The sequence below is a fragment of the Xanthomonas albilineans genome (genome assembly GCF_002939705.1).
Lineage (GTDB): Bacteria > Pseudomonadota > Gammaproteobacteria > Xanthomonadales > Xanthomonadaceae > Xanthomonas_A > Xanthomonas_A albilineans.
This window is the reverse complement of the sequence record NZ_MDCB01000001.1, coordinates 347,117-369,347: the sequence shown is the minus strand read 5'-3', so window position 1 is coordinate 369,347 and position 22,231 is coordinate 347,117. Positions and strand designations below refer to the sequence as shown.

Sequence of the window (22,231 nt, the reverse complement as noted above, 5' to 3'; positions counted from 1 at the left end):
TGGAGCGAACTGCTGACCCCCGCACAGGCCGCCCCCTTACGCGTGAGCCTCAACGACAACTTCTTCAACCTCGGCGGTCACTCGCTGCTTGCCACCCAGTTGTTCTCGCGTATCCGCCAGAGTTTCGACATCGAAGTGCGGGTCAACACGCTGTTCGAATCCCCTGTGCTGGAAGATTTTGCGCGAGTGGTCAACGAAGCGCGGCAACAACAGGCTCCGACTGGCGGCAACACCATCTCTTCCCGTGCCGTGCGCGATGCTCCCGTTCCGCTGAGCTATCAGCAGGAGCGCCTGTGGTTCGTGCATGAACACATGCCCGAGCAACGTACCAGTTACAATGTCGCCTTCGCCTGCCATTTACGCAGTGCCGATTTCTCGATGTCAGCGCTGCGCGAGGCGATCCAGGCGCTGGTGGCCAGGCATGAAACCTTGCGCACCCGCATAGCAACTTGCGCTGGCGGCGATTATCCCAGCCAGCACATCGCCGACGCCATGCAGGTCCCAGTGCCTTGCATCACAGCGACACCCGCAGAAGTGCCACGCCTAGTCGCCGAGCACGCCGCGCACGTATTCGATCTTGCCCACGGCCCGCTGCTCAAGGTATCGGTGCTGCGCGTATCGGACGATTACCACGTGTTCCTGATGAACATGCATCACATCATCTGCGACGGCTGGTCGATTAACCTGATCTTTCACGACCTACGTGCTTTCTATATAGCCGCGCTACAGCAGACGCCACCGGCACTGCCACCGCTGCTGCTGCAATATGCCGACTATGCTACATGGCAGCGCGTACAGGATTTCAGCGCCGATCTGGATTATTGGAAACAGCGTTTGCATGGTTACGAAGAAGGGCTGGCCTTGCCCTACGATTTTCCACGCCCGGCTAATCGAGCTTGGCGTGCTGGCATACTACACCTGACCTATCCCGACGCCTTGGCCGCGCGTCTCGCCGCATTCAGCCAGGAACGGCGCGTCACCTTGTTCATGACACTTATGGCGAGCCTGGCGATCGTCTTGCACCAGTACACCGGCCGGCGAGAACTCTGCTTAGGTACTACCAGCGCCGGACGCGATCAGCTGGAAACCGAGAATCTGATCGGCTTTTTCGTCAATATCCTGGCGGTACGCCTAAACTTGGGCAGTCACGCCTTTGCCGAGGATTTTCTGCAGCACGTGCGCCAGCAAGTGCTGGACGCCTACGCGCATCGCGCACTGCCGTTCGAGCATGTCTTAAGCGCTCTCAAGAAACCGCGTGACAGCAGCCAGATCCCGCTCGTGCCGATCATGCTCCGACACCAAAATTTCGCCACCGAAGGCGTCAATGCATTTGCCCAGATCTTCCTCAGCGCTCAGATGGAATTTGGCGAACGCACCACACCCAACGAGCTGGACCTGCAGTTCATCGGCGACGGAAGCCACCTGGAAGTCACTGTCGAATACGCCGCGGAGCTGTTTTCGGCGGCTACGGTTCAGCGCATGCTGGCCCACCACCAAAGAGTGCTGGAGCGGATGCTGGAAGAACCGCGCTGCCGCCTCTCGGATTTTTCGCTGCCGGTCGCTCGCACCGAGGTCACCCCTCATACTCTGGATACCTCGCGCAGTGTGCTGGATCTGTTCGATGCGCAAGTGGCACTGCACGCCGAGGAACTGGCTTGTGCCGATCAACACCGACNGCCGTGATCGGTTGGCCGCAAGGCTCGCCCACGCCGGAACTGTTGGCCTACGTAGTGCCACGCCAGGGTGTCCTCAACCTCGACGAGCTGCGCAAGCTGCTGCAGGAACGCTTGCCTACCTACATGCTGCCAACGCGCTTCCAGTCGCTGCCGGCGCTTCCGCGCTTGCCCAATGGCAAGCTCGATACCTTGAGCCTGCCCGAGCCGCAAGCCGCCAGCAGCGACAGCGACTACCTCGCTCCGCGCAGCGAGGTCGAAATCACCCTGGCCAAGCTGTGGAGCGAACTGCTGACCCCCGCACAGGCCGCCCCCTTACGCGTGAGCCTCAACGACAACTTCTTCAACCTCGGCGGTCACTCGCTGCTTGCTACCCAGTTGTTCTCGCGTATCCGCCAGAGTTTCGACATCGAAGTGCGGGTCAACACGCTGTTCGAATCCCCTGTGCTGGAAGATTTTGCCGCTGTCGTCGAGCGCGGCATGCGCCAAAGCCAAGCCGGCAGCATGCCGGTAAGTCTTATCGTACCGCTTAGCCTACGCACCGAACGCGCGGCGGTGTATGCCATCCACCCGATCGGCGGCCAGATTCATTGCTACATCGATCTGGCTGCCGCCCTAGGGCACTCTGCCAGGGTCTATGGCCTGCAATGCGAACCGGTGCGCCGCTTCGCGCATTTGTCCGACCTGGCCGCGCACTACTGCGATGCGTTGCTGGCTGGCCCGACCGGTGCGCCCTACCGCTTGCTGGGCTGGTCCTCCGGCGGCGTGCTAGCCCTGGCTGTGGCTGAGCAATTGCAGCGGCGCGGCCTGCGCGTCGATTACGTGGGCCTGCTCGATAGCAGCCTGATACCGGTACATGCGCGCGAGCCCCGGCAGCTTACCTTCGTGGCGGCGCTCAATACGTTGGCCGCGTTGGCCAAGCGCGGCTTCGAGCAGGCTGAAATAGACGAAGCCCGGCAGCTGCTGTTCGCCGACGGTGACGACGAGCACGTGTTCGACTACAGCCGCCACCAGGCATCACTGGACAAACTGCTCGCACACCTGAGGTTTACTCTGGAAAGCCGCATGTGGCCACCGCTGGCCGAGCAATTGCGCGTTACGCGCTATCACCTGGGGCTGTTGGCCGGTTTCGAGCCGCAGTGCCTGCAGCCTAACGCTCATCTGTACCAGGCACAGACTGCGGTACACGTGTCCTATGCCGACATGTCCAAGCCACGCGGGGGTAGCGAGGTACTGCCGGATATCACAGGTTACGTACCACTTTCGCAGATCAAGAGCGCGGCGGGCAATCACTACAGCATGTTACAAGGCGACCCGCTGCGTGAGCTGGCGCGCATGCTGGTGACGGACCTCGATGCCTGATCGGAGGGCTTCGATGCCAAGGCTATTCCAGCATCGACTCAGGCGAGACGATCTGCGCTGAATGCCGGCAAGGGCCGTCCGCACTCAGACTCGCCTGGCGCGGAGCTGCCACCGGTTCCAGCGTTGCCCACAACGCTGGCAGCATGCATTCGGTGATCAGCAACGGGGCGCCTTGCCGCGTAAATACCGAGCGGCGCGCCAGCAGGGCTTGCGTCGCATGCGACTGTGCCACGAAGTTGCATGCGCGCCGGTGCAGCGGATGCTGCGCGGTGATGCGCCGACTCGCCAACGCCGAACGTAGCACGCTGCGATCACGGAACAACAGATCAGCTAACGGGCGACTGCCGATGCTACGCACTGCCTGCCAGGCGTTGTAACTGGCGGTCAGCGGCGTCAGGCTACGCGCATAGACATAGGGTTTGGCGTCCACCACCAGGACCACTTCACGCACCCATACAAGCAGGCAGCGCGACAGTCCGAGCACCCGATATTCATCCAGCCAGGCCATGGCTTTGTGCTCCCGTTGCACTTGCACCTGTACCTGCCCCAACAAGCGCAGGTGCGCGGTCAACGAACCACCGCGTGTCAGCCAGTCTTTCTGCTGCGTGTTCAACGGCGACGGCGGATGCATCCGCCAGGTTGCATCAGTCACACGGTAGCGAATGGCCAGGCTCAATCGGACAGCTCGATATCCAGGCTGTTGAGCAGCGAGGCGGCTTCCGGCAGGCTGAACCTAGCCCGCTTGATATCGTTGTGGAAGATGTCAATGTGGTAGTTCACCGCATCGATGAAGCTGGCGCCGGTCAGTTTGGTGTTGTGGAAGGTGCTGCCCTTCAGGTCGCTCTGCGTGAAGTCCGCATCCTCGCAGTCGGCTTCGGTGAAGTTGGCATCGTGGATACGGCACTCCACCATTTTTACCCCGGCCAGGTATAGGCCGTAGAACAAGCTGTCGTTGAGGATGCAGCGCTCGAACGACAGCGCCCCCTCCATCTTCACCGATGGCCATTGTGCGCTGGTCCAGTTGACACCGAGCATCTTGCAGTCGACGAAGCGCACTTCCATGAAGCTGGTTTGCGGAATGCTGATGAGGCTCAGGTTGCAGTCGACGAACTCGCATTCGCGGAACTTGCAGCGATTGAGCTCAGCCTCGGTGAAGTTGCATTGTCGGAACGTACAATCCTCGAATCGGATCGACTCCAGCGATTGCCCGGAGCGATCTTCGCTGACGAAGCTTTCTCCACAGTAATCCTTGCTTTCAAGGGTCTTGGCCGGCATGGATGGAAACCTGATGTAGTGACCGTTCGGTGAAATATACGCCTTGACACAGGGCATTGAGCAAACGCAGGGTAACAGGACCGATGCGGTAGCTGTGAGCGTCAATGCTGCGCACCGGCAGAATGCCGAACACGGCGTTAGTCAGAAACACCTCCTGAGCACGCACTAGCTGGTCCGGATAGACGTGCTTTACCGCGCAGGCGAGACCGTGCTGCCGGCCATATTCGATCACCCTGCCTCGCATGATCCCGCTGACGCCGGCCACGCCCAGGTCGGGCGTCACCAGATGGCCGTTCTCGACGAGGAACAGATTGCTGGTGCAGCCCTCGACCACCCGGCCGGCCGTATCCATCAGCAGCCCGTCCTGGTTCGCGCGTAAGCATGGGAGCCTCATTCAGGCTGAGCACCCAGTTGGGCGCCACCGCCAGAGGACAACGATAGCCTCGCTCGGTGCTGCCACGCGTCACGATCAGTTTTTCGCCACGGCACGCGGCGCGGCGCCAGTCGCGATGGCCTCGCAGACCTGCTGACGGATGTCCGGCAGCGCGATGCCTAGCCGTAGGGTTTCGAACAATCCATCGCCGTACTGTAGGCCGCGATCGAAAATCGCTATGGACGAAGCGGGAAGGCCGTTCACAATGGTGTGCATGGACCTCTCTCGCCGCGGCTCATGGTTCGATGAAGGCCTGCCTGGCCGGCATTTCGCTAACGCAGTGCTCGGCTAGCAGCAGCTTGTCCTCTCGCAACTCGTAGTGCAGGGGAGTGTTCGGCGCATGTAGATAATGCCAGATCGGCTTGAGGATCGCCTCCGCCTTCAGCAACACTTCGTCGAACTCATCCTGCGGGTCGGACAGGAAGGTGATGGCGCCGCCGGCGCCGAAACGTATTTCCTGCCCGTCATAAGAAAGACTGCGGATCGCAATGTTTAGGTCGGCGACGCAGTTGTAGCCCAGGTAGCCGATGCTGCCGCAATACACGCCACGCGGCGCATTCTCCAGGCCATCAATAATCTCCATACTGCGCAACTTCGGTGCGCCGGTGATCGAGCCGCCGGGGAACACCGCCTTAAGCAGGTCGACTAGACTGCAATCGGCGCGCAGCCTCGCTTCCACCGTGCTGACCATCTGATGCACGGTCTTGTAGCTTTCGATGTCCATCAGCTTGGGCACGGTGACGCTGCCGGGCACCGCCACGCGGCTTAGGTCGTTGCGCATCAAGTCGACGATCATCAAGTTTTCCGCTCGGTCCTTTTCCGAGGCGGCCAGGCGCATGGCCAAGTTACGGTCCAGTTGGGGATCCTCGGCACGGCGGCAGGTGCCCTTGATTGGCTTGGTCTGAATCGTGCCGTGGCCGTCCACTTCCAGAAAACGCTCTGGTGAAGTACTAAGGATACAATCGCTACCGTTACGCAAATAGGCCCCGAACGGCGCTGGGTTCCCTCGCCGCATGTAGCGATAGAGCATCAATGGGTCCAGCTCGGCCTGGAACGAGAACAGGTCGGTAAGACAGATTTCATAGGACTCGCCATCGACGATGCGTTGTTTGCAACGCTCGATTGCCTCAAGGTAGCCGCGACGACCATGATTGAGCTCGATTTCCATGCTGCGCAGGCCTAGCGAAATGCAAGCCGGAGCCGCTTGACCAATGGCATGGATACGTTGCTCGATGGCGTCTAGCCAAGCCAATGCCGACAGATCCTCCGTATCAGCGAGCGCCAGCAACCATACCTCCTCAGTGGCGTGGTCGAAGGCAACGAAGCGCTCCACGCGCATCCACAACGCATCGGGGATGGCATTGGCATGTGAAGCCGGCGCGCCGAACACCGATTTCATTTCGTAGCTCATGTAGCCCACGTAGCCGCCGCGAAACGCGAACGGTGGCCGCTCGGCGACGTCCTCAGTAAGCACCGATTGCAACGCCCGATCCATCTCAGCAAGAAACCGCTCGCCTGCCTCCTGCACCATGCTCCCTGGCCGCACGCAATGCCGCACTACCTCGCTCTCGTTCACCGCTCCCATGAACGAATAGCGCGCCATTGGACTGCAGACCAGCTGGCTGTCCAGCCAGAAGCAATGCTTTTCGTCAGCGAACAAGGCCAGAAAGACATCTTCCGCCTGCCAACGGCACTTGATCTTCCGGCTCAGCATGCGACGTACCCGCGGTGTCACCATCTCGGGCGCGCAAACGCTTAAAACCTTGCCGGCCTGCTCCGACCCGGCAAGTAACGGTGCACTGTGGCGCGCAGCCAGCTTGGCAAAGTTAGCAACAATGCGCTTGCCGTGTTCGGTGAGGATCGATTCGGGGTGGAACTGTACTCCCCATTTCGGGTGTTGCACGTGCTGCAAGCCCATCACCACACCGCAATCGGTACGCGCCGTCACTTTCAGCACAGGCGGCAGCGATTGCTGGCAGACCATCAACGAGTGATAGCGCACTGCCTCGAAACGCTGCGGGATGCCTTCGAACAAACCGTCGCCGGTGTTGATGACGGTGGAGCGACGGCCATGAAAGGGCACCGGCGCATGCAGGATGCGGCCACCATAGACATACGCAAGTCCCTGAAAGCCCAGGCATACGCCTAACACCGGAAATTCGTTCTGCTCCAGCGCCTGCAGCGAGATGTGAAAATCCGCTTCATTAACCACCGAGCCGGGACCGGGCGAAACGATGATCGAGGAAAATCCCCCGCGGTCCTTCAGTTCGTGCCAGGAGTACTCGTCGTTGTGCACCACCAGGGGATCTTCGCCGAAGATCTGCGCTACGTAGTCGGCGAGATTCCAAGTGAACGAATCGTAATTATTTATGATAAGGCAGCGCAAAATAGCCTCCCAGACTGCTCGATGAGACAGTTGACGCCCGGCAAGACAAAAACCGCCGCGCGTGGATATTAAGCAGAAATTGCTACCCGCACCTCAACCGAAACCCAAGGTGTTGCTCCCCACTGCCTTGGCGCTTTACGCACGAACATAGCTCTGCAAGCGCAAGGATATTGCTTTGACCCGCGTATTGAACGCATGCCCTGGTGAATTTTTCGTGTAAGCTTTGCCGCGATGGCGATGGGACGTACAGCGGTGCGAAACACATCACTCTTACGTGCTCTTCACGCGCTATTTTTCTTGACATCGTCGAAGTGACGTCATGTATAGTCGCTTTGCTTGGTCCATCTGAATCGCATTGTGCGATGTAGCAACTTCCGTGCTTCGCAGCAGCCTTCCGGGGGTATCTTTAGGATGACGTTCGAGGAACAGGCTTATCTGGTGCTGATCAACGACGAACTGCAGTATTCACTGTGGCCGTCCGATCTTGAGGTCCCGCCTGGCTGGCGCAAGGAAGGCTATGCTGGCGGTAAGGACGAGTGCATGGCGTATATCGACGAAACCTGGACCGACATGCGCCCCTTATCGCTGCGCGAACTCGATGACAAGAATTTAGGGGACGCGAGCTCTCCAGACGGAAGTAGGTTGGAATCGAGTTACTCGTGAGGTGTTCCGCCCCGGCGCAAGCTTTCCAGCCACCGGTGACGGCGCAGTCTTGTCATGTGGTCAAGCGAGGGTAGGAAACTCATGGGCTGTGCTTGCTTGCCGCACTATCTGGAAAAGCAAGATCTGTCCGCCCTGGACGACGCGCTCGCAGGGGTAAGGCTGTCGCAATACTGCACTACCGATGGACGGCAGCTTGAGCTGTATTGGCTAGGCGCTCAGGCATCGCCCAAGCTGGTGCTGCTACCGCCCTATGGCATGTCCTACCTGCTGCTGAGCCGGTTGGCGCAACGACTGGCTAGGCATTTCCATGTGTTGTGCTGGGAATCCATCGGCTGCCCGAATTCCCAGACATCGGTAACCGCGGAAGACTTCGATCTGGATCGCCAAGCCGCGACCCTGCTGGGCATCCTGCACCAACACGACTACGCCGATTGCCATTTTGTCGGTTGGTGTCAGGCTGCACAATTGGCCGTGCATGCCATTGCGCTGCATGGCTTCGCACCACGCAGCATGGCTTGGGTGGCGCCGGCGGGCCTGCTGCCGCCCATCGTAAAATCCGAATTCGAACGTTGCGCCTTGCCGATCTACCTTCAGATCGAGCGGCACGGTCTGGAACAGGCCAAAAAGCTCGCCGCCATCCTGGACAAGTACCGCGGCCAACCTTTACGCGGCGACGACTTGGCCGAAAAGCTCACCATGCTGCACCTAGCCGATCCAGCGAGCACATTGGTGTTCTCGCGCTACATGCGTGCCTACGAAGAGAACAAGCAATCCGTGCAAGCCTTGCTGCCCACCGCCCTGGGCAGGCACCCTACCCTGATCGTGCACTGCAAGGACGACAGCTTCAGCCACTACTCCGCCTCGGTGCAGTTGGCTAGGCACGACCCGTCTTTGCGTCTGGACCTGCTAGATCATGGCGGTCACCTGCAACTGTTCAATGATCCGGGTGCCGTGGCTCAGCGGATCATCGACTTCATCGGGCTCACGGTCGGCGAAGTCGCCCCTACCTCGATGCACAGCGCGGCCTGACCCTCATGTACATTCCTAACAATATCGACCTTGATCCACACAGCGCGCTGGTCAGGCAACTGACTTCCTACCAAGTTCGCTTCCTGCAATGGTGGCGCCTCCGCGGCCCCAGCGAATTCCACGATCGCGAGATGAACCTGCGCATGCCTACCGGTGGCGTCAAGGGCAGCGAGTGGACGCGCTATCACCGCATGCGCCCCAGCGACTACCGCTGGGGCGTATTCATGATGCCGCCAGACCGCAACACCGTAGTGTTCGGCGAGCGCAAGGGACAGGTGGCATGGACGTGCGTGCCGGAAGAATATCGTGACCTGCTGCTGGATCATGTCACCGTGCAAGGTGACGTAGAAAACGCAGCGGTTGAGCAGAGCCACGAGCTGACGCAAATGGTGCCCAGCGCGATCGACCTGGAGCACTTATTCCAGTTTTTTCTAGAGGAAGGCCGGCACACCTGGGCGATGTCGCATCTGCTGATCGAATACTTTGGCAGCGACGGAGCCGACGCCGCCGAGGGCCTGCTGCAACGCATGAGTGGCGATGCGCAGAACCCGCGCCTGCTCGATGCCTTCAACTACCACACCGAAGATTGGCTATCGCATTTCATGTGGTGCTTCTTCGCCGACCGGGTAGGCAAGTACCAGATTCAAGCGGTGACCCAGTCAGCTTTCCTGCCGTTGGCACGCACCGCCCGCTTCATGATGTTCGAGGAACCTCTGCATATTAAGTTCGGCATGGATGGCCTGGAGCGCGTGCTATATCGAAGCGCCGAGATTACCTTGCGTGAGGATACGCACGCGATCTTCGACGCCGGTGCGATCCCCTTGCCCGTCTTTCAGAAATACCTTAACTATTGGCTACCGAAGATCTTTGACCTATTCGGCCACGACATTTCGGAGCGTTCACGCGTCCTGTACCAGGCCGGCATCCGCAGTCCACGCAACTTCGACAAGCTCGAAGGCACGGAGGTCGCCGTCGACGTGCGCTGCGAAGACAGACTGGTCTCGTCCACCGCACCTGCCGAGTTGGCAATCAATGCGGTAATGCGCCGACAATACATAGCCGAAGTCGGCGCTATCATCGGCCGCTGGAATCAACAGCTCAGGCGCCTTGGCCTGGCTTTTGAGCTACAGCTGCCGCACGAGCGTTTCCACCGCGATTTCGGCCCGTGCAAGGGGCTTGCCTTCGACCTGGATGGCAACCCCGTGCACGATGCCGCTGGCCAACGGCTGGCCGCGTTGCTGCCAACGTCGCAGGATCTGGCTGGCGTGCGAGGCTTGATGGGCAGGGAGCTGGGCGAAGGTCGTACCGCTGCTTGGTTGGCGCCCGCCGGTGCAAGTCTGGATAAGCTGATGCCGGCGTAAGCGGCACGCGGTTTTTATTCTTTCGTTGGAGTGCGCATGAATAGCTATGTGGGTTGCCAAAAACTGGAAACCGATGGTGATACCAGCAGGGTGGTGCCGATGTGGGTGATGTATCCCACCGCCACGCCCTCGCGGGATACGGCGATGGGACCTTATACGCTGGACGTGGCCCTGGGCGCGCCGATCGAAGCCGGCCCGTTTCCGCTAGCGGTGATCTCGCACGGCACGCGCAGCGCCGGCCTAGTGTTTCGCACGCTGGCGCATTACCTAGCCCGGCACGGCTTTATCGTCGCCTTGCCGGAGCATCCGGGCGACAACCTGTTCCAACATCAGCTGGAATACAGCTATCAGAATCTGGAAGACCGCCCACGGCACATCCGCGCGGTGATCGATACGCTCACCGGCCATGCGCAGTTCGGTCCTGCCATTCAGGCCCATAACGTAGCGGTGATCGGCCACTCCGTCGGCGGCTACACCGCCTTAGCGATCGCCGGGGGCGAACCGCATACCGGTTTCATGGTCGATTTTGCGCATCGCCCGGAACACGCCGAACAACCCGCCTGGACCGCGCTGGTGCGACAAAATCGGGTACCGATCAGGGACGTGCCGGTCACAGCTGATCCGCGCGTGCGCGCCGTGGTGGCGCTTGCGCCGGATTTCAGCCTGTACATGCACGAGGATGCCCTGGCGAAAGTCGAAGTACCGGTGCTGCTCATCGTCGGTGAAAAGGATCAATGGGCGCACGAAACGATTGTGGCGGCACGCACGGCGCTAGGCAATGATGGTCGACTGGAAGCGCGCGTGGTGCCCAATGCTGGCCACTACGCCTTCATCAGCGTATTCCCCGAGGCGATGAAAGCTCGCGTGGGCGAGGCGGCCATCGATCCGCCTGGCTTCGACCGCAGCGCCTTCCAGCGCGAGTTGGAGCGCGACATCCTGCATTTTCTCACCGTCACCATGCGACCTGCTGAAGCAGCCATAAGCGGATAAGGAGCACACAACATGCAAAAACCCAAGGAAGCGCTGGGTATGCCGCCCGGCATGGCACCACCCGGAGCGCAGTTCGACTACCGATGGCGCTGGCCAGCGATGATCGTGTTGCTGAGCGCCAATTTCATGAACTTGCTGGACGTAGGCATCGTCAATGTCGCCCTGCCCAGTATCCAGAAGAACCTGGGCGCGGACGAGCAACAGCTGGAATGGATCGTAGCGATATACATTCTGCTGTTTGCGTTGGGGTTGCTGCCGTTGGGGCGGTTGGGTGACATGCTCGGCCGCAAGCGCATGTTCGCCACGGGTGTGGCTGGTTTTATCTTGATGTCCGCGTTCTGCGCCATCGCCGGCAATATCCACGTACTCATCATCGCGCGCGCTTTGCAGGGCTTGGCCGCAGCCATGCTGGCACCACAGGTGATGGCCATCGCGCAAACCATGTTCGCTCCGAAGGAGCGCGCGGCCGCCTTCTCGTTGTTCGGCCTGATCGCGGGCCTGGCATCATTCGCCGGCCCCATCGCCAGCGGCTTGCTGATCCACATCAATGCGTTCGGCGTCGGCTGGCGTGCGATCTTCCTGATCAACGTGCCGATCGGCCTCGTGACCTTGCTGGCGGCCGCCATCTGGGTGCCCAAGGTGCCGGCGCATGCGGGCATCCGTAACGACTGGGTCGGCATCGCCCTGGCCGCGCTCGCCTTGTTTTGCCTGGTGTTCCCACTAATAGAAGGACGCGCATACGGCTGGCCACTATGGTGCTTTGCAGCCATTGCGCTCGGTATTCCGCTGCTGGTGGCCTTCGTCGCCTGGCAACGTCGGCAAGCCCACTTGGCGCGCCCGGCCCTGCTGCCGATCTACCTGATGAGCCATCGCGACTACATCTTGGGCGCTTTGTCCGTGTCGGTGTTCTATTCGGCGCTGCAGGGTTTTTTCCTGGTGTTCGTGATCTTTCTGCAGCAAGGACTGGCGTATTCGGCACTGGAAACCGGCGTCGCCACTACTCCTTTCCCTGTCGGCGTGGCGATTGCCTCTATGCTCGCTCGGCACGTCGAAAGCCTACGCACGAAAATCGTCAGCGGCGCCTGTCTGATGATCGCTAGCTATCTGGCCTTATGGGTCATCATCACGCGCAGTGAAGGCCCGCTGGATCCCTGGACGCTTACCCTGCCGTTGCTGATCAGCGGGCTGGGCTGTGGCATCACCATCGCCTCGCTATTCCAGACAGTGATGCGTACGGTACCTCTGAAGGATGCCGGCGCAGGTTCCGGCGCGCTGCAGGTCATCCAGCAGGTCGGCGGTATGCTGGGCATCGCCCTGGTCTCGGAAATTTTCTTTAGCGGCCTGCACCAGCATCTGCAGGGGGCGGCAGGCGTAGCTCCGGCTTTCAAGCAGGCCTTCGAGGCTACGGTGGTGTACTACATCGCGGCCAATGCTTTCGTGGCGCTCTCTACGCTGGGATTGCAGTTCAAACTGACACAATTTGCGCCGCAATCATCGCCGTAGGTGTCCGGAAGCATCGTCCCCTTCACTGGAATCGGACATGAAGCGCACTTACATCGGACTCGCCAATTCCTTCCACGATTCAGCCATCGCTATCGTCGGCGACGATGGTCAGGTGTGCTTTGCCGAGGCCACCGAACGCTACCTGCAGTACAAGCGTTCAATCGGCGTTGCCCCGGACCTGTTTCAGCGCGCCATCAAGCTGGTCCACGAATACGGCGATCCCGGCGCCGAACTGGTCGTCGCTACTAGTTGGAGCGGGCAAACACCTGAACTGATGCGGGAGGGCTTGGGCAAGACTGCGCAAGCGGTAGACCAATACCGCAGCGCCTTCGGTGACCTGCCTTGGCACGTCAACAAGCAATTCGTGGCACAGAGCTTCTTCTACCGTTCGCAGCTGGCGATGGTGGAGCACCCTGGACACCTGCTCGAATATGACTTGAGCCACATGGCCGAGCCTGCCTTCAAGCCACCCAGCTACCGTCATTACGAGCACCACCTAACCCACGCGGTGGCCGGCTGCTACACCAGCCCGTTCGAGGAGGCGGTGTGCGCAGTACTGGACGGCATGGGTGAAAAAAATGCTTTGGCCTGCTACCACTACCAACAGGGCAAGCTTACGCCGATCCACCAAAGCGAGACCAGCAGTTGGGCCAGCCTGGGCTTCTTCTACGGTATGATCTGCGAGGTTTGCGGCTTCGGCACCCTGTCCGGCGAAGAATGGAAGGTGATGGGCTTGGCTGCCTACGGGCACCATGATCGGCAACTGTACGAGTTGTTGCGCCAGATACTACGCGTCGACGGCCTAACGCTGAGGTTTGCGCCCGCAGCACAATTCAGCCAGTTGCAGCGCACGTTGTATGCAATGCGCCGACGCAAGGGCCAGCCAGCGATCGAATTGGCCAACCTGGCCTATGCCGGACAGCAGGTGTTCTGCGACGTCCTCTTCGAATTCCTGCACAACCTGCACGCTTTGGGCTTGTCCGACCACTTGGTGCTCGGCGGCGGCTGTGCACTCAATTCCTCGGCCAACGGCCGCGTGCTGGCTGAAACTCCGTTCCGTCATCTGCACGTATTCGCCGCCCCTGGCGATGACGGTAACGCGGTGGGCGCCGCATTATGGGCACACGCCGAGGACCATCCTGAGCAGACACAGCCGGCTGCGCGCGAACAATCGCCCTACCTGGGCAGCAGCATGAGTGCGGAGACCTTGCATAACGTGGAGCGCTTCGGCGCGCTGCCCAAATTCACTCGTTGCCTCGACGACGCAGCACAACGCGCGGCCCGGCTGCTGACCGAGGGTAAGATCGTCGCCTGGGTGCAAGGCCGCGCGGAATTCGGGCCACGGGCCCTAGGCAATCGCTCGATCCTTGCAGATCCGCGTTCGCCTGCGATCAAGGACATCATCAATGCGCGGGTGAAGTTCCGCGAGGAGTTCCGCCCGTTCGCACCGTCGATTTTGCATGAGCACGGCGCGGAGTATTTCGAGCTGTACCAGGAATCGCCCTACATGGAGCGCACCCTGAAGTTCCGTGCGGAAGCCACGCGCAAGGTGCCTGGCGTCGTGCACCACGACGGCACCGGACGTCTGCAGACGGTGAAGCAACATTGGAACCCGCGCTATCACGCGCTGATCAAAGAATTCTACCGCCTGACGGGTATTCCCCTGGTGCTTAACACCAGCTTCAACGTCATGGGCAAACCGATCGCCCATTCGGTGGAGGATGCGCTGTCGATCTTCTTCACCAGCGGGCTGGACGCGATGTTCATCGATGACGTACTGATCGAAAAGTAGGCTTATGCGGCGAACTCGGATGGCGACGGTTCCTAGAGGCTGATCGTGTCAAACAAGGGCCGAACCAAACCATTAGGCATAACGTACTGTTCTCCTTGCTCTTGCGCATTGTTGGTCGCCTCGGTGGCTAGTGCGCACGGAGACCTCTAGCTATGGCTGGATCAATTTTACGGGAGGCTGACACTCTGACATGGGGGGGCAGTTGCCCGGACCCCGGTTTCTGTAAACGTTTGGCTGTCTGTAGTACTTGATTGTATGCATGCTCCACGCCTTTATTCATTAAATCATAGTCTTCAGCTAAACTCTTAAAAGAGATTGATTTAAATTTCCCTGCGTTTTTGTACGAGAATACAGAATAAGCTTCATTAAAAGAGTGCCCTCCACTATAAGCAAGCCAAGAGGCCACGGCCAATCTCCCGGCATCCATAGGAAAATTCGTTGATGTTTTTCGAATTTTATTGAAAAGAAAATTAAGAATATTTGATGAGCCAGAAACTCCAGTCCCAATGGTTATCTCATTGGATGACGCTACCAGATCATCCTCATGCATACCATCTTCCACGCCAGGGAGTGCATAACGATCAATAGGCCTGATGCCGATCCCGCCACTCATGGAATAGCCTGCATTTGCTCCACGTTGATATGGAAGCATCAAACCATAAAGGTTGGATTTTTTATTATGAGCATTATTACTTAATATAAGCTTGCGAAGCTCGCGTTGCGGAATGATTTTTTCAATATAAAATTCACTCGCTTTATTTTTAAGCTCTTGCAATCCTGGCGCGATAGTAATATATTTCACTGCTACAGAAAGAATCAATGGCACAGAAAATTCGCCATGATATTTCATCATTTCTATAAAGTCAGCTTGACTCTTAGAGGCAAGAAATTTCTTAACTGATTCAATATTGCACCGCCAAGAAGGAGGGTCATCTTCCATAAGAGAAGCTAGCCTTTCACAAATTGCAGATTGCGATTCTTCATTCCCTTTGCACGTTAAAAGTGGAGATATGAAGTCTTGCAAAATAAATGCAGCCACTGCATCACGGACCTCCATCATCGCATAATCAGGATTTTTTATTAAATATTCTGATAAATGCGTTTCAAAAAGGCGACCATAGAAATTGTCATTCCGTTTCGTCTGGAAGGTTTCTTTCTCCAAAGTTCCAGCAATATCGTCAATTTTCCTTCTTATTTTTGGATATAATTCAGGCGCATTAAACCTGGTTCTCAACTTGATAAGCTCGATTAAATTTACAAGGGCTTGACGCGACAAGCCACCATCAAGCCAAGTATATCTTATAGTCGCTTGAATTTCATCCTTAAGCGGGATTGGTGGCATGACACTGTCAAGAGAGATGGCAATATTTATTAAGCACTCCCCAGGGGTTCTAATCTTATTTTCTATTAAATGCGGAGTCTCATTAATAGAATGAATGCAAATTTTTATTAGAAAATCTAATTTATTATTTGAAATTTCCTTTTTGAATCCAATTATTTTACCCGTTCCATCAAAGGAAACTTCCGAGCGAAAGCGATCTGCAACTTGGGGATGTATTGTTTTCCCCACTAGATTACTAGCATGGTTAAAAAAAGATTTTTTTCTAAAAGCATCAGACGTAGATTGTCCAAAATCGCATTTTTGCAAAATTTTCATATTTGCATTTATGGCCTGATCTGCGCTGAAAACGGCTGCAATTTCATTGCATAATTTAGGCCTGGGAATTTTTACATTACCTTCAATCTCTATTCTATTTCTTGAGGAATCTATATTTTTTCCATAACTTAAATTATGTGGGGCACAAATTTCTCCAACGTATTGCAACATATATAATTACCTTGTTAATAAATAAAATCGATCATCTATTCTGATGATGGCGATGAGATAGTGCGATTATGTTATTTATTAGTAAATATTCTCGGCTATGAAAATTACTGGCCATCCGCAAGACCGGCTGCGCATGAGCCTGGTGCAGCATCATGGCGCGAGCCAGACGCGGTAGCATCTCGCGCAGTCGAAAACTCCGTTTGAAGTGGTAGGCGCAGGAGTTCTAAGAGTCTATTCAAAGTCTTCCAGTTCTGTGCGAAAGTGGGAGGATGGGAAAAATTTATCCCAGTGACATCAGTGGTAAGAATTTTAATTACAGGAATCACCGCGTTCATCATTTATCAGCTCAAGTCCGACTTGCAGGATACCGGCGTAACTTTGCATCGATATAATTCCGAATATTCGCCTTGATTCTCGCCACAAGACCGCCTGCATTATGTTGGCCCCGTTGGGTCATGTCGTCTTTTTCATGTGTGCCTTTCACGTTGCGCGGGCGGTTGGTCGCGTCTGCACCGCTGGCGATGTCCGATAGGGCATGCCCTGCCGTAACACGACTCCCTAACGTTACAAACGTACTTGCAGGCCGATTGACGAGCAAGCATGAATTTTGAATATACTCAGATGCCAATGGTCCTGCTAGCCTATGGCCCACGGCGACACTCGGTGGCAGATTCGACGGGACACACGACCGGATTCCTCGTCGCACCGCGCTTGCAGCGAAAAGAGGGCTCGCGCTCGCATTGTCCAGCCGCCGCGCCTGCTGCACGACGCCCGAAGCCGGCCTGCACTCCTCCACTGCCGCGCTCGTGGTGGGTTTGGCAAAAAACCGGGGATGGCGATAATCGTCTTTGACACGCCGCTCTTTTGGCACCCTATCGCGTTCATCCACCCAATCGTCAACGGAAGGGCCATAGGGACGCGGATAAATGTTGTTGGTCCACTCCAACTCACCCGCGAGCCTCCTATTGTATCCATCAATACCTATGGTCGTATAACGCCGCTCCTCAAACTTGCCTGCATTGTAGATACCTCCGGTGTGGTAGCCGTGAAATACTGCACCATCCATATTAAATCCTCAAAAAGTATTTTGCCTTGCTCATTACAATCCGGTATAGACCGCGGTGTTCAGAACCGATCCGATCGCAGCCAGTTTTGCGTCGATAAGCGCCGCATAGCTGGGTATCGGCGCTGACTTGTCTTTGCCGCCGCAGTGGCTATCCACACCGTTGACGGCAACGAGTTGCTGGTCGGCGGGCCACGCAGTTAGCTGTGGGTCGTCGCGAAGGGTTATAGGGCGGAATACCAGCCGGATGTAATCCGACGTTCCTTCCGGAATCGGCGCAAACGTCATTACGGCGGCATGATCGCACTCCAGCAGTCCGTTACCATGGCGCGTCACGTCATCAAATATATAATCGGTTGACTCGAAGCGCAGTTGTGGCCCACTGGACTCAGATATATAGCCGTACGCCTCAGCTGGAAAGCTGGTCACCGATTCGATTTGCAACCACTGTGCGACAGCGCCGATTTCAACGTACACCTTACCTTGGCTAAGTGGAAAAACGGCAGTGTAATATCCATCATATGTCGCATGTGCGGGCACGCATCGACGCGCGACGTCTGCTTCAAATGCGAATGTCAGCGGCAATGTAATGTGGCGGTAAGAAAACGCAGGCTCGGTCATCCGCAAACCGTTGCGAAAGCACGCCATGTAAAGGGCCAGCTGATCTGCGCCCGCATAACGCAGCTCAAAAGGCCAATTGCTCCGAAACTCGCCACCGCCAGTCATATAAAGCAGCCCCCGCCGCCGCAATCCACTCAGGCCTTTTTCTGGATCGCACAGGCTGTGGCAGATATCGGCGCCGAGATTCACTTCCCCCTGCATCTGACTGATCTCGGACAATTCGCACTCGCTGGGGAAAAACAGCATGGCGCTGATGTTCGTCAATGCGGACTCGCGTAAACGGCTACGCGTCAGCTTCGGCAGCTCGGACGCGGATGAGGCGCAAACCTGATTGACGAACATCAGCGCCATACGCTGGCATGCGTCTATCCATGGCGAGCGGCAGACCATCTCCGCATTGCAGACGGAGCGCCCATTCTGCGCATAGTCGACAACGCAGCCGCCAGCACCGGCGCATAGCGCCTCTAGATACGACAGACCCGACTGCGAGAGCGTATGAATCAGTCCGTGGTCGAGCCACGATTCGTCGATGAGGCCCGATGCCCTTCCGTGCAGTCTGAGGTTCTGCCGGTAGATTAGATACCGTCCGATGACGGTGACGTTCATTTCCTTACGCAATACATCATGCAGCAAGTATTGAATCGTTCCATTATAACCTGTATCGACGAGACATAATGTGTCGCCGCGCTTGAGTCCTGTCTGCGCGACGATGTGCCTGATGAGCCTGGCACGGAACGCTTTCGAACGCGTCTTGATAGCGTCCAACATCTGCGGAGAAAAAAATTCCCGCATTGCACCTGTTGTGTCTTCTTTTGCCATGAACGCTTCCGCCAGACGCGCTTTCTCTACCTCGTTCAGAAGTAGACAGACGCCACATTGCGCGGCACTCAACCGATATTCGAGCCTGCCCAACTTGACGAAATGCAGAATGGCATCGTCACTATCGAAGGACGCAGAGAACGCGGTCTTTCGACTGATGTGCAATGACGGATGCGGCTCATGAGGTGCGACGATATCCGCAGCTTCGCGTAACAGATGAGCATCGCGCATCAGAAACCCGAAGCGAACCGTCGGCTGATCGATTCCGTGTGTTTGGCCGGCAAATTCGTCGGCCAGCGTTTTCGCAAAAGCAAAGACCACCGGTCCGAGAAAGTGCCAGCCGAGTTCATCATGCCAGTTCGAACGCTCGGCTTGCGTTCGACAGTCGAGGCCGTCGTAAAGTGTCCACACGGACCGAGTCTCTTCAACGCCGCTGAATATCAATCGGGTCGCGCATTCGCGTCGGCGCAACACGGTCATGGCTGCACCGGCATACCGATCTAGCCACAGGCACGCGATGCCCAGCTTCGACGGCATTAGTATGTCGGCGACGCGATTATCACCTAAATGCACGATTGTTTCAGGTGCTGCGTACAGTTCGTCGAGCACGCGGTGCCATAGCTGGTACTTCTTCATGGTCCGATAGTCGGAAGAGCAGAAGATCCGGTCGACCAGCTCGTCGGCTTCGGGCGACACTGACGCAATGAGTGCACGCAGCTGGCCAGCGTTAAAATAGGTATCGCTGACGACGATAATGGTCATCCCCAAGCGCCTGGCTTCGCGCATGCAGGCAATCACAGCTGGCACGACGAAGCAGATCGATGCCTCAGCTTCCTGTTCGCACGCCATGCATGCCGTTATCCGGGTTGCATCGTCAGGCTCCGGGAATAACTGCTGATACACCTCGCGCAGCGTGACTTCTGGAACCTCTTTCTGTTCAAACCGGACACGACGCGCCAACGATTCGGCCATCACGCGATGGTAGGCGGTATAGCCTTGCGTCGAAAACGGCGGCTTGCCGGCCAACTCACAAAAAACTTGGCTCGGCGCGCTCACGCCACGCCACAGCAGCGTATCGAAGCAGTCGAACGAGGCGACGGTCTTGCCTTCGGCGGCATGACGCCAGACATCCGGCAGCGCGCACGGCGCAATACTTGTTATCGTTTCCAAACTATCATTCCTGTTAGTGATGCTCTGATTAACCTCATCCTGCGCTTAGAGCAGCTAACAAAACTACTGCGTGTCCGCCAGACGGGCGCGTGCTGTGCTCGGATTCCTTATGTACCACTCGTACACACCGGTTCCTGCGTGCTGCGCGGTACGCCTGAGAGTCGCTCGCTATGTTTTGTTATCCGCTCTTATTCACACCTATAAAATCAATAAATTGCATTACTGGGGAGGGGGTTATTCAGACCTTCCCTAACGCGATCCAAGCGCGCACGACCCGACCGGCATCGCAAGCACAGCGGCTTGCCGCCGGGGCTCGTCGATCTTGTAAAAATCCAGCTTCAACGCTAATCGCCTGCTTGCTGCGGCACTTTCCTTCTGTGCGTCGGCGGAATAGCCGCCAACCCTGAACAGGTGCCGGATGGTCTGCAGCGAGTCCTCGGTCATCGTCGGTGCACCTGTCGTGCTACTCTGTTTTTCCAGCGTGGCAAGTAGCACGCACATCAGGCGTTCGCTGCGGCGCGCACTCAGATCGAGATTGAACAGATACGACCCAGCCGGATCTGTATAGCCGACCACGGTGATGCTCTTCAATGGTGCCATGGCCGGATCGTTCTGAGTCAGTGCGATGAGATCGGCGACATAATTTCGCAGCAACCTTTCCTGTGTCGCGCTCAAGCGGTCGCTTCCAAGCGGGAATAGCCCCGACTGGCCGAGATCGATCGTGTTAGTGGTAGCATCGACCGAAAATCCGTATTTCTGCGATAACGCCGATATATTTTTCAACACGGTGGAAATATCCGATTCGTAGGTAGCAAGTCGGTTCGCATCATGCGAAGCGTTCACTGCCGCACCCACGGAACGCTCGTTGCGCTGCGTCGGCGCGGCGGTATCAACGACTTTCTCGTCGCTGGGCGACGTTCCACTGGGCGATTTCGATTCGGTGATGCGCATTAGCAGCATGCTGCAGGCCAGCACCAGAAAAAGCGCGGTCATGCCGGTCATCATGTCTGACAGCGAAATCCAGAAGGGGCTTTCTTCCTGGCCACGCTCGACGTCACGCCGCACAGGAAATCCGTATCGATAAAATCTCACTGAACTTGATCTCGCGAAATTGCAATGTCGTCTAATGCAAGCGCGATCCGCTTGATTAGCCGCTCTGTCGATTCCGACGTCAACGTCAAACGCATCATCGGATCGTCGCCAGGATTAAATGCGAACAGTCGGTCAATCGTCGACGACAGTTCCTGAAGCTGATGAAAGCATTGCGCCACTAGTAACTTTTCGACGAACGTGGTCAAAAGCGCGCACAACACCGCAATGGCCGAAACGAGGAAAGCGCCCGACACGCTGTGCAGCAGGCAGCTCAACGCGCCTGTCAACATGTCCCCTGTCAATGGAGCCATCACCGGTTTTACCGCCGCATGAGTGATAGCCGCGCCCGCCATGCCGTCATGGCCCTCATTGAGAACCTTCATGCCTGTTACCGCGGGCAATCGCACCGGCGTTGCGGAAAAAGAGACGAACACCCCGCCAGTCATCGGCGCACTGGCCGCGCTAGCGGGTGCATGTCCCATCGCTCCAATCTGCCGCACCGGAGTAGCCAACGCGGTGGCCTTCGGCGCGATAGCATCCGCGAACTGATGCAGACCGAGCAACAAGCCAGAGAAGGTCCCGACAATCCCGATGCCAGTCATCAATCCCGGGCAATGGCGAAAGAATTCCAACTTCAGCGGTACATCGATGTTTTCATGACGCTCGAAGCAGACGGCCGCGGGTACCGTCGCGCGACGGCTACCAGATCCACCGGACGACACCAGTGTCTTCCGGTAATTCTGCCAGGAGCGCGCGAGGTAGCGGCCCGCGTCGAAAATCGCATCGAGTTCGACATCCGCAACGGGGCCGTTGCCTGACCCAGCTATTTTCCGTAGACGACCATTGGCGCGCCGGATCCTTACGCACAACACAAATGAGGGCAGAACAAAACACAATGCGAAATACAGCGACAGCATCATCAACCCGCACAACAGCAACACGACGAAAAGCGGCTTGTCCATCAAATCGAGATACATCACAAAAGCACAGTTCCTTGCAAACCGGTGGAGGGTAAGGGACGGGCCGCGTCTTCACCGCGACCCGCTACCACCCCGAAAAACCGGACTATTCCATTTTTTATGTCCCTTTCACCATGGGTCGATACGCGTTTGGGGTTGGGTAAATGCCCAAACGCGACATTGGCCAAAACCGACGGAAATGCCGTATACCT

At 57.4% G+C, this 22,231-nt stretch carries 16 protein-coding genes, 1 other RNA gene and 2 pseudogenes; 9 read left to right on the top strand and 10 right to left on the bottom strand.

Annotated features, from left to right (window positions below; all coding sequences use genetic code 11):
• Positions 1 to 42 precede the first annotated feature (42 nt).
• Both XalbCFBP2523_RS17375 and XalbCFBP2523_RS01595 read left to right on the top strand, forming a co-directional pair.
• Positions 43 to 1,675: pseudogene (locus XalbCFBP2523_RS17375) on the top strand (condensation domain-containing protein); the annotation flags it as partial.
• Between the two features lies 1 nt (position 1,676).
• Positions 1,677 to 3,035 (top strand): thioesterase domain-containing protein (locus XalbCFBP2523_RS01595; protein ID WP_249027707.1); only part of this gene is annotated, 1,359 nt, incomplete at its 5' end.
• A gap of 22 nt (positions 3,036 to 3,057) precedes the next feature.
• Here XalbCFBP2523_RS01595 and XalbCFBP2523_RS01590 read toward each other — a convergent pair.
• The 5 genes from XalbCFBP2523_RS01590 to pabB form a co-directional block, all read right to left on the bottom strand.
• The gene (locus tag XalbCFBP2523_RS01590) at positions 3,058 to 3,711 is read right to left on the bottom strand and encodes a chorismate--pyruvate lyase family protein (protein ID WP_146084015.1); all 654 of its coding nucleotides are present in this window, start codon (positions 3,709 to 3,711) and stop codon (positions 3,058 to 3,060) included.
• Positions 3,708 to 4,310, bottom strand: coding sequence for a pentapeptide repeat-containing protein (locus XalbCFBP2523_RS01585; protein WP_012916028.1), 603 nt, complete (start codon positions 4,308 to 4,310; stop codon positions 3,708 to 3,710). Before XalbCFBP2523_RS01585 ends, XalbCFBP2523_RS01590 begins: the two co-directional genes overlap by 4 nt.
• On the bottom strand, positions 4,291 to 4,704 hold the full coding sequence (locus XalbCFBP2523_RS01580) for an aminotransferase class IV (protein ID WP_080928092.1): 414 nt from the start codon (positions 4,702 to 4,704) through the stop codon (positions 4,291 to 4,293). Before XalbCFBP2523_RS01580 ends, XalbCFBP2523_RS01585 begins: the two co-directional genes overlap by 20 nt.
• A 75-nt stretch (positions 4,705 to 4,779) precedes the next feature.
• Entirely contained in the window at positions 4,780 to 4,959 is a 180-nt protein-coding gene (locus XalbCFBP2523_RS01575) for an aminotransferase class IV (protein WP_045765745.1), read from the bottom strand.
• A gap of 19 nt (positions 4,960 to 4,978) precedes the next feature.
• Positions 4,979 to 7,129, bottom strand: coding sequence for an aminodeoxychorismate synthase component I (pabB, locus tag XalbCFBP2523_RS01570; RefSeq protein ID WP_045765744.1), 2,151 nt, complete (start codon positions 7,127 to 7,129; stop codon positions 4,979 to 4,981).
• A gap of 411 nt (positions 7,130 to 7,540) precedes the next feature.
• On the opposite strand from pabB, the gene XalbCFBP2523_RS01565 reads away from it, so the two are divergent.
• From XalbCFBP2523_RS01565 to XalbCFBP2523_RS01540, 6 genes are all read left to right on the top strand, one after another.
• Complete coding sequence (locus XalbCFBP2523_RS01565; RefSeq protein WP_045765743.1) at positions 7,541 to 7,792, top strand: MbtH family protein; 252 nt, start codon at positions 7,541 to 7,543, stop codon at positions 7,790 to 7,792.
• Between the two features lie 81 nt (positions 7,793 to 7,873).
• A complete protein-coding gene (locus tag XalbCFBP2523_RS01560) occupies positions 7,874 to 8,821 on the top strand; it encodes an alpha/beta fold hydrolase (RefSeq protein ID WP_045765742.1) in 948 nt (315 codons plus the stop codon).
• Positions 8,822 to 9,072: 251 nt separating this feature from the next.
• On the top strand, positions 9,073 to 10,182 hold the full coding sequence (locus XalbCFBP2523_RS01555; RefSeq protein ID WP_146084014.1) for a benzoyl-CoA 2,3-epoxidase subunit BoxB: 1,110 nt from the start codon (positions 9,073 to 9,075) through the stop codon (positions 10,180 to 10,182).
• Positions 10,183 to 10,218: 36 nt separating this feature from the next.
• A complete protein-coding gene (locus tag XalbCFBP2523_RS01550) occupies positions 10,219 to 11,172 on the top strand; it encodes an alpha/beta hydrolase family protein (protein ID WP_045765740.1) in 954 nt (317 codons plus the stop codon).
• A gap of 12 nt (positions 11,173 to 11,184) precedes the next feature.
• On the top strand, positions 11,185 to 12,675 hold the full coding sequence (locus tag XalbCFBP2523_RS01545) for an MFS transporter (protein WP_080928090.1): 1,491 nt from the start codon (positions 11,185 to 11,187) through the stop codon (positions 12,673 to 12,675).
• Between the two features lie 37 nt (positions 12,676 to 12,712).
• Complete coding sequence (locus XalbCFBP2523_RS01540) at positions 12,713 to 14,467, top strand: carbamoyltransferase family protein (protein ID WP_045765738.1); 1,755 nt, start codon at positions 12,713 to 12,715, stop codon at positions 14,465 to 14,467.
• Positions 14,468 to 14,594: 127 nt separating this feature from the next.
• Here the strand turns inward: XalbCFBP2523_RS01540 and XalbCFBP2523_RS16210 are convergent, their stop codons facing one another.
• The 3 genes and pseudogenes from XalbCFBP2523_RS16210 to XalbCFBP2523_RS01535 all read right to left on the bottom strand — a co-directional run bounded on the left by XalbCFBP2523_RS16210 (position 14,595) and on the right by XalbCFBP2523_RS01535 (position 19,968).
• Entirely contained in the window at positions 14,595 to 16,295 is a 1,701-nt protein-coding gene (locus XalbCFBP2523_RS16210; protein WP_146084013.1) for a hypothetical protein, read from the bottom strand.
• Positions 16,296 to 16,392: 97 nt separating this feature from the next.
• Positions 16,393 to 16,509: pseudogene (locus XalbCFBP2523_RS16975) on the bottom strand (IS1595 family transposase); the annotation flags it as partial.
• 885 nt (positions 16,510 to 17,394) lie between these two features.
• A complete protein-coding gene (locus tag XalbCFBP2523_RS01535) occupies positions 17,395 to 19,968 on the bottom strand; it encodes a hypothetical protein (protein WP_045765737.1) in 2,574 nt (857 codons plus the stop codon).
• Between the two features lie 109 nt (positions 19,969 to 20,077).
• Between XalbCFBP2523_RS01535 and XalbCFBP2523_RS01530 the strand changes: the two genes are divergently transcribed.
• Positions 20,078 to 20,152: non-coding RNA, sX9 sRNA (locus tag XalbCFBP2523_RS01530), on the top strand.
• 65 nt (positions 20,153 to 20,217) lie between these two features.
• Here the strand turns inward: XalbCFBP2523_RS01530 and XalbCFBP2523_RS01525 are convergent.
• A complete protein-coding gene (locus XalbCFBP2523_RS01525) occupies positions 20,218 to 21,033 on the bottom strand; it encodes an OmpA family protein (protein WP_146084012.1) in 816 nt (271 codons plus the stop codon).
• A gap of 23 nt (positions 21,034 to 21,056) precedes the next feature.
• Positions 21,057 to 22,037: a hypothetical protein gene (locus XalbCFBP2523_RS01520; RefSeq protein ID WP_045765736.1), complete on the bottom strand. Its 981-nt coding sequence runs from the start codon at positions 22,035 to 22,037 to the stop codon at positions 21,057 to 21,059.
• Positions 22,038 to 22,231 lie beyond the last annotated feature (194 nt).

What these genes read in the sequence shown, in the direction of transcription:
- XalbCFBP2523_RS01585 (WP_012916028.1), bottom strand. Translation starts at nt 4,310, where the DNA reads ATGCCGGCCAAGACCCTTGAAAGCAAGGATTACTGTGGAGAAAGCTTC.
- XalbCFBP2523_RS01580 (WP_080928092.1), bottom strand. Translation starts at nt 4,704, where the DNA reads ATGAGGCTCCCATGCTTACGCGCGAACCAGGACGGGCTGCTGATGGAT.
- XalbCFBP2523_RS01575 (WP_045765745.1), bottom strand. Translation starts at nt 4,959, where the DNA reads ATGCACACCATTGTGAACGGCCTTCCCGCTTCGTCCATAGCGATTTTC.
- XalbCFBP2523_RS01565 (WP_045765743.1), top strand. Translation starts at nt 7,541, where the DNA reads ATGACGTTCGAGGAACAGGCTTATCTGGTGCTGATCAACGACGAACTG.
- XalbCFBP2523_RS01560 (WP_045765742.1), top strand. Translation starts at nt 7,874, where the DNA reads ATGGGCTGTGCTTGCTTGCCGCACTATCTGGAAAAGCAAGATCTGTCC.
- XalbCFBP2523_RS01550 (WP_045765740.1), top strand. Translation starts at nt 10,219, where the DNA reads ATGAATAGCTATGTGGGTTGCCAAAAACTGGAAACCGATGGTGATACC.
- XalbCFBP2523_RS01545 (WP_080928090.1), top strand. Translation starts at nt 11,185, where the DNA reads ATGCAAAAACCCAAGGAAGCGCTGGGTATGCCGCCCGGCATGGCACCA.
- XalbCFBP2523_RS01540 (WP_045765738.1), top strand. Translation starts at nt 12,713, where the DNA reads ATGAAGCGCACTTACATCGGACTCGCCAATTCCTTCCACGATTCAGCC.
- XalbCFBP2523_RS16210 (WP_146084013.1), bottom strand. Translation starts at nt 16,295, where the DNA reads ATGTTGCAATACGTTGGAGAAATTTGTGCCCCACATAATTTAAGTTAT.
- XalbCFBP2523_RS01520 (WP_045765736.1), bottom strand. Translation starts at nt 22,037, where the DNA reads ATGTATCTCGATTTGATGGACAAGCCGCTTTTCGTCGTGTTGCTGTTG.